Annotated in this window: 11 protein-coding genes; 8 read left to right on the top strand and 3 right to left on the bottom strand. The window is 51.0% G+C overall.

Annotated elements, in window-relative coordinates:
* Positions 1-620: 620 nt before the first annotated feature.
* Positions 621-1,541, bottom strand: coding sequence for an ACP S-malonyltransferase (gene fabD, locus QMG16_RS18920; protein WP_281796791.1), 921 nt, complete (start codon positions 1,539-1,541; stop codon positions 621-623).
* A gap of 382 nt (positions 1,542-1,923) precedes the next feature.
* Between fabD and QMG16_RS18915 the strand changes: the two genes are divergently transcribed.
* From QMG16_RS18915 to QMG16_RS18900, 4 genes are all read left to right on the top strand, one after another.
* Entirely contained in the window at positions 1,924-2,550 is a 627-nt protein-coding gene (locus QMG16_RS18915; RefSeq protein WP_281796789.1) for an MlaC/ttg2D family ABC transporter substrate-binding protein, read from the top strand.
* Positions 2,541-3,224: a RadC family protein gene (gene radC, locus QMG16_RS18910; protein WP_281796788.1), complete on the top strand. Its 684-nt coding sequence runs from the start codon at positions 2,541-2,543 to the stop codon at positions 3,222-3,224. The genes QMG16_RS18915 and radC overlap by 10 nt, the downstream gene beginning before the upstream one ends.
* A complete protein-coding gene (locus QMG16_RS18905; RefSeq protein ID WP_281796785.1) occupies positions 3,221-4,234 on the top strand; it encodes an NAD(P)H-quinone oxidoreductase in 1,014 nt (337 codons plus the stop codon). Before radC ends, QMG16_RS18905 begins: the two co-directional genes overlap by 4 nt.
* A gap of 111 nt (positions 4,235-4,345) precedes the next feature.
* On the top strand, positions 4,346-5,107 hold the full coding sequence (locus QMG16_RS18900) for an ABC transporter ATP-binding protein (RefSeq protein WP_281796784.1): 762 nt from the start codon (positions 4,346-4,348) through the stop codon (positions 5,105-5,107).
* 1 nt (position 5,108) lies between these two features.
* Here QMG16_RS18900 and QMG16_RS18895 read toward each other — a convergent pair whose 3' ends face one another.
* Positions 5,109-5,933, bottom strand: coding sequence for an NTP transferase domain-containing protein (locus tag QMG16_RS18895; protein WP_281796783.1), 825 nt, complete (start codon positions 5,931-5,933; stop codon positions 5,109-5,111).
* Between the two features lie 27 nt (positions 5,934-5,960).
* Positions 5,961-7,037 (bottom strand): endolytic transglycosylase MltG, encoded by a 1,077-nt coding sequence (gene mltG / locus QMG16_RS18890; protein ID WP_281796782.1) that lies wholly within the window; start codon positions 7,035-7,037, stop codon positions 5,961-5,963.
* Positions 7,038-7,252: 215 nt separating this feature from the next.
* Between mltG and purM the strand changes: the two genes are divergently transcribed.
* Genes purM through QMG16_RS18870 form a run of 4 tightly spaced genes read left to right on the top strand, consistent with a single transcriptional unit; the run spans position 7,253 to position 12,041 of the window.
* On the top strand, positions 7,253-8,299 hold the full coding sequence (purM, locus tag QMG16_RS18885) for a phosphoribosylformylglycinamidine cyclo-ligase (RefSeq protein ID WP_281796779.1): 1,047 nt from the start codon (positions 7,253-7,255) through the stop codon (positions 8,297-8,299).
* A 46-nt stretch (positions 8,300-8,345) separates the two neighbouring features.
* On the top strand, positions 8,346-9,278 hold the full coding sequence (locus QMG16_RS18880; RefSeq protein ID WP_281796778.1) for an AAA family ATPase: 933 nt from the start codon (positions 8,346-8,348) through the stop codon (positions 9,276-9,278).
* Between the two features lie 35 nt (positions 9,279-9,313).
* Entirely contained in the window at positions 9,314-10,147 is an 834-nt protein-coding gene (locus tag QMG16_RS18875; RefSeq protein ID WP_281796777.1) for a DUF58 domain-containing protein, read from the top strand.
* Complete coding sequence (locus QMG16_RS18870; RefSeq protein WP_281796775.1) at positions 10,134-12,041, top strand: transglutaminase TgpA family protein; 1,908 nt, start codon at positions 10,134-10,136, stop codon at positions 12,039-12,041. The genes QMG16_RS18875 and QMG16_RS18870 overlap by 14 nt, the downstream gene beginning before the upstream one ends.
* Positions 12,042-12,062: the final 21 nt, after the last annotated feature.

Below are 12,062 nucleotides of genomic sequence, written 5' to 3'. Positions count from 1 at the left end.
AGTGATAAAAATTCAAAAGGACAGATGTTCGAATATCCTTGGAAATCAGTAGAAGGCAAGCCACGTGCCATCTCCAATGAAAGCGAACTGCGATTCTGAAAAAACGAGGAGCAACCCGGAATTGCGCCCGCAATTCTCATTTCGGCACCTGAATCCATTCTCCTTTTCGTGCGGCATCAGTGCACTCAGTATCCTGAAAATGCAATATTATTTTGCACAAAGATCAAGATGAATTCAAAATCATAATTAAGAACAAAATATTACGAACCTGAACAATTTTTTGCACCGCAATATTTTTCATGCACTTAGAACCTATCCGGAAACCACCTGTGGGACTTTGCGGCCCCCCCCCTTGGTCCCCCCTCGAGGGGGGACCAAGGGGGGGGCCGCTGCCGAGGTAGGTTTTCGGATAGGCTCTAAGAGATAAGATACGGGCTTTCTATAGAGACATTTCAAGCCATGTCTCTATAGACCGTCACCTTGCGAGAAACGTCGGGCGGGGGGCCAAATAGCCCTATGAGCGTTCAATGGTCGTTCGAACAGGAATTTCCGCTTGAAACCGGAACTGTGAAATACTCCGCAATGTATGGAGTACAATGGGGCCGTTTGCAGGAAAGCGGCTATTGATTCGCCTGCAGAAAGCTTGCAAGGCTTGCCGTATCTTCTACATTATACACCTTCACATTGCGGTTGATCCTCCGCATGAGGCCACGAAGCACTTTTTTGGGCCCGACCTCTACAAAATGAGTATGTCCCATTTCAATGAGCTTTTCCATAGACTGGCGCCAGAGAACTGAACCACAGATCTGATCCACCAGTTTGGCTTTCAATTCGCCTGCACTCTTGAGCGGCATAGCGTCAATATTGTTGATCACGGGAATCTGAGGGTCATAAAATTCGCATTCATTCACAATAGGTTCGAATTTTTCCCGAGCGAGATGCATACATCGGCTATGCCAGGGGCCGCTGACATTGAGCTGCATGCATTTTTTCGCCCCCGCCTCATCACTCATGGCGATGGCTTGTTGAATGGGTTCGACGCGCCCAGTGATAATTGTCTGGTCAGGGCAGTTGATATTGGCAACTTCAACTCCACAAACACGGCAAATTTCCAGGATTTTTTCTTCATCCAGATCCATAATGGCGGCCATTGAACCGGGTTCCTGTTCTGCAGCTTCCTGCATGTACACACCACGCCATTTCACCAGGTTTAGAACGTCTTTGAGGCTCATTACACCGGCGGCGTAAAGTGCGCTGTACTCACCCAAACTGTGCCCGGCAGCCGCAACAGGATAGATTTCATGAAGCTGCAAAACCGTAAAACAAGCCAGGTTGACAACGGTTATGGCGGGCTGAACATTCTCTGTCATGACCAAAACATCTTCAGGACCCTCAAAGCAGAGTTTGGCAACATCCATCTTAAGAATATCACCGGCATGTGAAAAAAGCTCGCGAACCTCACTGTAGGCTTCGTAGAACTCGATTCCCATTCCAACATATTGAGATCCCTGGCCAGGAAAGAGAAAGACCCAATCCTTCATTCCTGTGCTCCTTAATGAGAGGTTGACATTGCAGTTGAGCAAACGGCCTTCAGATTTGTGCTCGCTTTTATAAATTGATCGGAACCTTGTCAAGGTCATTATCATGATAACAGGAGGGAAACAGTCAAGTCCAGTTTTCCGACGCTCTTCTCATTGCAGGTTCTTCTCGATGGTGTCCAGGCGATGGTTCGTCTTCAAATAGAGGCTATTCGACAGCGCGCATGGGAAAAACTTTTATTGGGGCCTTTGCCCGAGTCGAAACGGAATCAATAAAAAAAAATCGCCGCAGTCCCAAAATACTGATACAATAGCTTTTTTTTATGATTGACATGCAATATTTATTGTAAATTGCAGGATCATTTAGAATATGAAGGAGAATATAATGACTATTAGAATGACTTTCAGGTATGCAATCAAAGCGATGCCTCTCGCATTCTTCCTTCTTTCGGCCGTCGCGTTGGTCTCGGCAGACTCGGGCCCCTTGCAGGTGATTCAGTCGGGGACTGACCGGGCCCTGGATATACTGCACAGTTCGCAGGCGGGGAAGGCTCCGACAATTCGGCAGCGCAGAGCGGAAATTCTCACCATCGTTGACGAATACTTTGATTTTTATGAAATGGGAAAGCGGGCTCTCGGCCGCCCCTGGAAGGATCAACCGGCTCAAAAGCAAAAGGAGTTCGTAGATCTTTTCAAGCAGCTCCTCTTCAATACATATGTGGACCGTGTAGAAACTTATACCGGCTCGGAAGAAAAAGTGGTTTACGACAACGAAGAGATCAAGGGGACATATGCCTTCGTAAAGACACGAGTATTGAACTATAAGAATACCGATGTGGCCGTGGATTATCGACTGCAGCTCAAGGACGGTAAATGGAAGGTCTATGATGTCATCGTGGAGGGTGTAAGCCTTGTGAGCAATTACCGGAGCCAGTTCAATTCCATTCTGGCCAATGAAGACTTCGACGCTCTTCTGAAAAAATTGCGTGAAAAGGTTGCAGAGTGGAAGTAGGCACCGGCGTCGAAGGACACAGGCAAAGGCTGCGGGAAAGATTTGAGCGCAGCGGTTTCGAAGGGTTTCATGATCATGAAGTACTGGAACTGGTGCTTTCCTACGCCATTCCTCGCCGGGACGTCAAACCCATTGCAAAGGAACTCATGAAGGAATTCGGCAGCCTCGCAGCAGTGTTTGACGCCCCGCGGGTCAGCCTCGAAAAGATCCCCGGCGTGGGGACGAACGCCGCTATTCTGATCAACACGATCCCCCGCCTCATGGACCGCTATCAGAAGGACCGCTGGAAATCGACTCCCACATTCAATTCCACCCAGGAAGCAGCCGCCTACCTGTCGGCTCATCTACAAACGGAACGCAATGAAGTCTTCTGCATACTCGCACTGACCAGCCGCAATGCGTTGATTGCCATGGAACGGATCCAGAGAGGCAGCGTGAACCGAACGGCGGTTTTCCCAAGGCTTGTGGTGGAGGCCGCCCTGAAGCATCGTGCTACGGCGGTCATCTTCGCTCACAATCATCCGGGCGGAGATCCCACACCTTCTGCCGCAGATCGACAGTTGACGCGCAAATTGAAACGTATTCTGACCGATCTGGATATCCTCGTCCATGACCACATCATCATCGCAGGTCCAAACCATTATTCTTTCAGTGAAAATGGAGGGATGGAATGAATGAGGATATGATGCAGGCCGTAGTTATCCGGGAATCCGGCAAGAGAGGGGACTGGAATTCCCTGATTCTGGACGAAATTCCCCGCCCCACGCTCCAGGCCGGTGAAGTTCTGGTACAGGTGGAAGCATGTTCGGTCAATCGGGCGGATCTTTTGCAGCGCCGCGGCTTGTACCCGCCTCCCCCCGGCGCATCTTCCGTGATGGGTCTGGATTTTGCCGGATTTGTCGTCCAAAAATCCTCCGATGTGGAGGCATGGGGTCTGAGCGACAGGGTTTTCGGCATAGTGGCCGGCGGAGGCTACGGCCGCTATGTAGCCGTCCCTCACGATCACCTGGTTTCCATTCCCGAAAACCTCAGTTTTGTCGAAGCTGCGGCCACTGCCGAAGTATTTTTCACGGCATTCCACAACCTCTTCAGAGAGGCGGCCGTCAGGGCGGATGAAACACTGCTGATCCACGGGGGCGGGAGCGGCGTAGGAACAGCGGCCATTCAGCTTGCCAGGGAAGCGGGCGTTCAAACGATCATCACAGCCGGCGATTCCGAAAAAATCGCTAAATGTCTCGACCTCGGCGCATCATACGGCATCAACTACAAGGAAGAGGATTTCGCAGCCCGGACCATGGAACTGACCGGGGGCAAGGGAGTGGATGCCATCCTGGATTGGATCGGAGCCTCTTATCTTGCCAGGCATCTGGATATTCTCAAAAGCCGGGGACGTCTCGTAATCATCGGTCTTATGGGGGGCAATAAATGTGAAATCCCCCTGGCTCCCCTTCTCACCAAAAGACTGCGCATCATAGGGTCTGTTCTGCGCAGCCAATCCAGGGAAGAAAAGGCCGCTCTGGCCCAAGACTTTGCGGAGCATGTGGGCCCCCTCTTGAAATCGGGCAGAGTGTGCCCCATCATAGACAAGATTTATCCCATCCATGAAGTCGAAAGGGCTCATCAGTACTTACGTGAAGGGAAGCACTTTGGAAAAGTCGTCCTGACCTGGCAAACCGGTGGTTGAGCTGGTATGCGGAATAATCGGATTTTAAGGGATTGGCGGATTCCAATTAGAAACCTCCATTTTTTGAAGAGAGCATCTGTTGTGCATTCTGAATGGATTTCGTTAGAGGAAGTGACTTTTATCCGTCGGCGTCGTGTGATCCTGGACCGGATTCACTGGTCCGTATCTCCCGGACACCACTGGGTGGTGCTCGGGGCCAACGGTTCGGGAAAGACCACACTTCTCCAGCTTTTGGCGGGATACCTGTGGCCTTCCAAAGGTCAAATCACCGTTCTGGGAGAAAAATTCGGACAGATCGATTTGCGGGAATTGAGGAAAAAAATCGGGTGGGTGGGCTCCTTCCTTCAGGCTCAGATCCCTTCATCCGAAAAGCCGTTGGACCTCATCGTCAGTGGGAAATACGCATCCATCGGTATTTTTCAAACTCCGGAGGAGAAAGATTACCATCAGGCCCGAAATCTGGCAGAGCGTCTCCATTGCCAGCACGTTCTGGACCTTCCCTACGGAGTTCTCTCCCAGGGAGAAAAGCAGCGGCTGCTCATCGCCCGGTCTCTCATCCATCATCCGCAGCTTCTCATCCTGGATGAGCCCTGCTCGGGCCTCGACATAGTGGCACGCGAACAGCTCCTGCGGACCCTGGAAGACCTGGGCAGGGCGCCGGATGCCCCCACAATGATTTTTGTGACACATTATCTGGAAGAAATCATGCCCGTCTTTTCTCATGTATTTCTCATGGAAGGCGGACGCTGCCTGGCACAGGGCAGGAAAAACGAAATGCTAAGATCGGAGCTGTTGACTCAAGCCTTTGGAATTCCCATCGATGTAATCGAAAAAGGAAACCGCTACTGGGCAAGGGTGTCTCTGACTCCGTAGCTCAGCTCCTTTGATTGCGCAGCTTTTCTGCATATCGCGCCTGAGCTTTTCCAAGAGCTTCAGGCGTATCCACACCCATGACTTCTTCTTCCAGGGCCTCGACGATCCCGATGGAAAGTCCATCGGCGCTCATCCATTCCACCAGGTCCGTAAGGAAATACTCTTCGATGGTGACCCACTCCTCTCCCCGCTGCTTTCGCACGCGATGAGGCCGCCCGGCAAGCTGCTCCAAGTACGGAAGCAGTGCGTTACGCCGCACCGCATAGACCCCGGCGTTACAATATTTCAGCCTGGATTGTTCCTCCGCTGAAAACGTTTTCCAGTACTTCCATTCCACGATGCGCAACACACGGTCGCCCTCCATTTCCAGCATGCCGTATTGCCCCCTGTCCCGCGGAACAAACCCGAGGACCATGAGTTGGTGCGCGCCCAGTCCGCTCACCAGTTTTTCATACGTGGTGGGTTCTATCATGGGAACATCTCCCATGGTGATGATGACGGCCTCTTCGGAAACGGATTCCAGAAAGGGGCGCGCGGCGAGTAAAGCTCCTCCCGTCCCGTTGGTGACCGGCTGAAAAAGGTACACCGCACCGAAGCCTTTGGTGATCCGCTGCACATCCTCCGCGCAATGATGGACAACGATTCCTTTGGGACCCGAAGGCAGGTTCGTCAAAACTTCCACAAGCAGGGGACGTTCCCCTTTATAAAGGGAATCTTTGGGAACCAGGGGAAGCAGCGTCTTGTTTCCTTCGTAGCCGAGCATGCGACTTCCCTTGCCTGCAGCAAAGACGACATTTGCCACCTTTTCTGATTTGGAATGCTTCATGCATACCTCAACCTTGACACTGCGGGTTTAAGGAGAAGAAGTATCGGCAGAACCGGATTCCTCACCGGCGACCGTCGATTTTTTCAGTTGCCTGTAGCGGAAAACAGCCTGGGAATGTTCTTCCAGGCTTGTCGAGAAGTGATGAGTCCCATCGCTGTTGCTCACAAAATAAAGATAGGGAACATTTTCGGCAAACAATACCGCCTTGATGGATTTGGCTCCCGGATTGCATATGGGCCCTATGGGAAGCCCCCTATTTCGATAAGTATTATAAGGACTTTCACGCTTCAAATGGTTCCATAAAATGGGTCCAGAAAAACCCTCCAGGTCATAAACCGCCGTAGGATCACTCTGGAGAGGCATATCCCGGTCCAGACGGTTGAAAAACACTCCCGCTATAACCGGCCGCTCCGAATCCATGACAGCTTCTTTTTCCACGATGGAAGCCAGAGTCAATACTTCATGCAGGGTCAGCCCGAGTTCCCCGGCGCGTTCCTGCCAACCGGCCGGCAGATGCCTCCAGAACTGATGCACCATGGTTTTCAAGATGGCCTTCTCGTCTTGCGATCTATTGAAATAATAAGTATCAGGGAAAAGATATCCCTCCATGCTGTTTGCATCGATTCCCAATGTTCGGAGCAGGTTCGAATCACCGGCTGCACTCAGGATAATCTCATCCGACGCCAGGCCCTTTTCTTTCAAAATCCGTGCAATGTCCCGCACCGTCGAACCTTCGGGCACAGTTACACGCTGCACAGCGACTCTTCCGGAGACGATCTGATCGAGCACCTGGCCGGGTGTGGAAAAAGAGGAAAAGGCATACTCCCCCGCCTGGAGTTTTTGACCCACACGCCGAAACCGGCAAAGAAAGTAAAACTTCCGGGCGTCCGAGATCACACCCTGCCGATAGAGAAGCCGGGAAACAGCCGATGCATTCATCCCGGAACGGATGCTCACTTCTTTCGATTCCCGCGCGAAGTTGCCGGGCAACCGCAAAAAGAGCCAAAAATCAAAAGCCAACAGTCCCCCCAGGATACAGCCCACCCCTATCACAGCAAGGGCGAAATAATAAAACGTTTCCCGGATCCTGCAGAAATGACCCATCTTCACCTCCTCAAGAAAAGACAACTTTCATTAACATGAAAAAAAAGGAAGGACAACTCGGAGCGCGAATCCGCAAGGTCCACAAAACCACCAGGATAAAAAAACGATAAAAAGATTTAGAATCTTTGGTGTTGAAACCGATACATGGTATATCTATGGTTACTATTTTTTTCTGACTTCAGTGACTTCATTATTCGGGGGAGAATTCGATATCCATGAACAAGAACCTATATCGGGAAGCGGGTGTAGATCTGGACAAGGCCAATGAACTGGTGAAACGCATCAAACCTCTCGTGCGTTCCACATTCACAAGCGGTGTCATTACGGACATTGGCGGGTTTGGGGGACTCTACTCCATCAATTGTCATGAAATGAATAAGCCCGTTCTGGTATCGTCCACGGACGGCGTGGGAACGAAATTGAAGGTGGCCATGTGGGCAAACCGGCACAATACCGTCGGCATCGACCTGGTGGCCATGTGTGTAAACGACATTATCGTTCAAGGAGCAAGACCGCTTTTCTTCCTGGACTACCTTGCTTTGGGCCGGCTGGATCTGGACATGGTGGAACAGCTCATCAGCGGAATTGTGGCGGGCTGTAAAGAAGCGAACTGCTCTCTGGTGGGCGGAGAGACAGCGGAAATGCCGGATTTTTATGGCATCGATGAATACGACATGGCGGGCTTTGCCGTAGGCCTGGTGGATAATAGTGAAATCATTGATGGATCGACGATCCATGTGGGAAATGACATCGTCGGCATGGCATCGAGCGGCCTCCATTCCAACGGGTACAGCCTGGTGCGTAAGGTCGTTTTCGAACAGCTCAAGCTGCAGCCGGACAGCTTCATTCAAGAGTGCAATCGCACCGCTGCGGAAGAACTCCTGGAACCGACACGCATCTACGTGGAACCCGTTTTGAAAATTTTGCGTCAATTCACTATTGCAGGAATGGTCCACATTACGGGGGGAGGTTTTTACGACAATATTCCCCGCATCCTTCCCCGCGCTTGTCAGGCATTGATTCATCAAGGATCATGGGAAGTCCCCCCCATTTTCCGCTACCTCCAGGAACGCGCCGACATCCCCGATGAAGAAATGTACCATGTTTTCAACAACGGAATCGGCTATGCACTTGTCACTGAGCCAAAAGACACCCAGGAAATCATTGAATTGCTCAATGCCATGGGGCAGCGAGCCTACCGCATTGGAGAGATTGTTCCCAAGGATGAAAATGCTCCTGCCGTATATATAGAGAAACGATAGAAAAATCCGCCCGAACCCTTTTGAAGCGAATGGTCCTTTGAAGACAATGCCCATAGAAAGTGGAAGAATAGAAGCTGCCATCGACCTTCTCTCCAACTATATCCATGGGAAGGAAGCTGCCCTGAGGCTCGCGCTCACCTGCGTGTTTTCAAGAGGCCATCTGCTCATAGAAGACATGCCCGGCCTCGGCAAGACAACCCTGGCCATAGCCATTGCGAAAATACTTGGCCTCACCTTCGGCCGGATCCAGTTCACAAGCGATCTTCTCCCATCGGATATCACTGGGCTTTCCATCTTCAACAAGAACACGGGCGCATTTGAATTTCATCCCGGCCCCATCTTCAACCACATCGTCCTGGTGGACGAAATCAATAGGGCCACCCCAAAAACCCAGAGTGCACTTCTGGAAGCCATGGGTGAAAAACAGGTCACCATCGAGGGGAGGACCTACGACCTTCCCCGTCCCTTCTTTGTCATTGCGACTCAAAACCCTGGAGAACAGTTCGGAACGTTCCCTCTTCCCGAGTCGCAACTCGACCGGTTCATGATGAAAATCAGCATTGGGTATCCCGGCCGGGCTGCCGAAAGAGAGATATTGAAGGGCGGGAGCAAGCGAAAGGAAATCTATTCCATTGCCCCCGCCATAGGAAAAGAAGAGGTCCTCGAAGTTCAGGATTACATCAGGAACGGAATCTGCGTTTCTGAAAAGATGCTGGATTATTTGCTGAATGTGATCGAGGCGACCCGGAACAGCAAATACCTCCAGGCAGGGCTTTCCACACGGGGGGCCCTGGCGCTCATCCAGACGGCCAAGGCAAACGCCTACCTCAAGGGTAAAGATTTCGTAGTCCCGGAAGACGTGAAAGAAGTCGGGGAATATGTGATCCCTCACCGTGTTCTGTTTCGAGAGGAATACGACAATGCAAACAAAAAGGAGATCATAAAATCACTGCTTGGAGCCGTTCCAGCCCCTCTGTAATCAAAATCAACAAGGCCGGATTCATCTATATTCTCTTGACCATCCTGATAGGCTTTTCAGCCGTGAATACGGGAAACAATCTGGTCTATATCGTCACTTCCGCCCTTTTGAGCTACATGGTGGTTTCGGGGATTTTCGGAAGAAAGAATCTATGCGGAATGGACATCCTTCTGGAATTTCCCGATGAAATTTATGCGAAAACCGATGTCCCCGTAGGAATCAAGCTCATAAATCACAGAAAGTTCATGCCCGCCTTTTTGATCAAGATCGCCCTGCAGGACCAGGAAATTCTCATCCCCTTTGTCGGCGCCAAATCGAGTGAACTCCACCGACTGACCATGTGCTTTAAAAAGAGAGGCACGAATGTTGTGGAGAAGATTCGCATTTCCTCTGTTTTTCCTTTCAGCTTTTTCACACGGTATAAAACCCTGGATCAGGAACACCGGCTCGTCGTTTTCCCAAAACCCCTCAAATGCCGGCTACTCCAGTGCCACGACCATCGGACCCGCGCAAAAGGCGATCTTTCCGCAGACCTGGCCGGATTTGAAGCGGATCTCCTTTCCATCAGAAATTATGTTCCAGGAGATCCTCTCAGGTACATCAGTTGGAAGTCCACCGCCAAAACGGGTCAGTTGAAGACCAAAGAACTTTCCTCTGTGGATATGCAACATTTCATGATCGATTTGGATCGGATGGAAAAAAAGGACCTCGAATCCGTCATTTCGTGCGTTACCTATACTGTGCTCAAGATGGTCCGGTCGCGCATCCCCATAGGCCTCTGTATAGGTGGAGAGACATTCAAGCCGAACATGACGACGGCACACAAGCTGAGACTTCTTGAAAAGCTTGCATTGTATGGTGAAAATTAAAGGTATTCTGAAGCTTATAACCTATGCATCCGTTCTCACGGGTTATGCGGCCGTGATGCGATATGTGGAAATCTATATTTCACTTTCTTTTGCGGCCCTGCTCTTTTTTTCGGTCTACCTGGAAATCCGGAAAACTTTCGAGATCCCACGCTGGATATTGAACGGCATTTCCTTTCTCGTCCTCCTGTTTTTCGCTTTCAGAATATCCGCCATCCATCTCATCGAACCCATCCTGAACGCACTCCTCATCCTCGCCGCCATCAAGCTGCTCGAAGAAAAGAAATTCCGGGACTACATGCAGATCCTTGTGCTCTGCATGTTTCTCCTCGTCGGATCGAGCCTCATATCTCTCAGTTCTGTTTTCCTGATCTATTTCTCCATTTTGATCATCCTATCCACCTTTTCCCTGATACTGCTCGCTTATTTTTCCCAAGCAGAAGACCTCGCCGTCAATAGAGGAGACATCCTCAAAATTTTCCATCAGGCCCTCCTCATCTGCGGCATCACTCTTCCCCTCTGTATCGTTTTTTTCATCATACTCCCTCGAACCAACTATCCTCTTTTCAATTTCCTCAGCAGACCCGAAACTTCCCGGGCCGGCTTCAGTGACGAGGTCGCTCTGGGAGAAGTTTCGAATATTCAGGAAAACAACCAGGTCGTATTACGGGCCGAAATGTCCAAAGTGGAAGAACACGATCTCTACTGGCGCGGCATTGTGCTCGATACATTCGACGGCTCCGCCTGGAGGACGGATTCCTCCAGGCCGGAAATGCCTCTCCCTCCCCTCGACGGACACCAGATCACTCAAACCATTTATCTCGAACCCTACGGCAACCGGTATCTTTTTGCCCTGGATAAACCCGTCCACATTTCCGGAGAGGGCGTCAGGAAATCGGGAGACCTGACCTACACACTGCGGACGCCGCTCGAGAAGCGCACGAGGTACCGGGCGATTTCCGTAATGGCCCCGTGGATTCCGGAAACGGGAATGGACTGGGACCGATATTTGCAACTTCCCCCCGGTTTTTCTCCCCGCATTCTGGAGTTCGTGAAAACTTTGAAAGAGGGCGTCAGGGGGAATGACTGGATTAAAACGCTTCAACATCTCTTCACGGGGGGCGGCTATAAATATTCTCTTCAGGACCTGCCCGTTTCGGAAACACCCCTGGAAGATTTTCTCTTCGTTTACAGGCGGGGAAACTGCGAATACTTTGCATCCGCTCTGGCCGTGATGCTGAGAATGGGAGGGGTTCCATCCCGCGTGGTCGGAGGGTACAGGGGAGGCTATTACAATAGGGCGGGAGGCTATTACCTCGTCCTCCAGAGCAATGCTCATGTCTGGGTCGAAGCCTACCTGAACGATGGCTGGCTTCGAATCGATCCGACGCCACCCCACGCTGAAAATGCAACCATGAGGTCGCTTGAGGGTGGCTCCATGCGACTGAAGCTGATGCTGGATACGTTCAACTACTACTGGAACAAATGGGTCATCAGCTACGACCTCAATAAGCAATTGCAGATTCTCGACGCCGTACGGTCGAGCTTCGAAAAGCCCCATTTGAAGTGGGGCATGAGCAAAAGAGCCCTGCTCCAATACATTTTTCTTCCTCTGCTTCTCCTGACTTTGGGTTTCTGCGGCTACCTCTTCCATGTCCACCGCAAGAAAGGCCCTCACGAAAAAATCGTCGCGCAGTTCTTGAGAAAGATGGCGTCACACGGCTATGAAAAGGGCAAGGGGGAAGGGCTGGAAGAATTTATCCGGCGGGTTGAAGATAAAGCGCTTCAGGATAACGCCCGTCTCTTCGTGGATGAGTTTGAGCAGATCTATTACAAGGACATGAAATTTACAAGGCAAGCCATCTCAAGCCTCAAGAATCACATAAGAAAGCTTTGAGTCCCCTCCCTTACAACGCCG

It is taken from the genome of Desulforhabdus amnigena (assembly GCF_027925305.1).
Lineage (GTDB): Bacteria > Desulfobacterota > Syntrophobacteria > Syntrophobacterales > Syntrophobacteraceae > Desulforhabdus > Desulforhabdus amnigena.
Note: the sequence above shows the minus strand (reverse complement) of the source record. Positions and strands in the feature narration are given on the sequence as shown.

Bases quoted from the DNA above. Each gene is read 5' to 3' on its own strand.
- fabD (WP_281796791.1), bottom strand. From the start codon at position 1,541: ATGAAGGATTGGGTCTTTCTCTTTCCTGGCCAGGGATCTCAATATGTT.
- QMG16_RS18915 (WP_281796789.1), top strand. From the start codon at position 1,924: ATGACTATTAGAATGACTTTCAGGTATGCAATCAAAGCGATGCCTCTC.
- QMG16_RS18905 (WP_281796785.1), top strand. From the start codon at position 3,221: ATGAATGAGGATATGATGCAGGCCGTAGTTATCCGGGAATCCGGCAAG.
- QMG16_RS18895 (WP_281796783.1), bottom strand. From the start codon at position 5,933: ATGAAGCATTCCAAATCAGAAAAGGTGGCAAATGTCGTCTTTGCTGCA.
- mltG (WP_281796782.1), bottom strand. From the start codon at position 7,037: ATGGGTCATTTCTGCAGGATCCGGGAAACGTTTTATTATTTCGCCCTT.
- purM (WP_281796779.1), top strand. From the start codon at position 7,253: ATGAACAAGAACCTATATCGGGAAGCGGGTGTAGATCTGGACAAGGCC.
- QMG16_RS18880 (WP_281796778.1), top strand. From the start codon at position 8,346: ATGCCCATAGAAAGTGGAAGAATAGAAGCTGCCATCGACCTTCTCTCC.
- QMG16_RS18870 (WP_281796775.1), top strand. From the start codon at position 10,134: ATGGTGAAAATTAAAGGTATTCTGAAGCTTATAACCTATGCATCCGTT.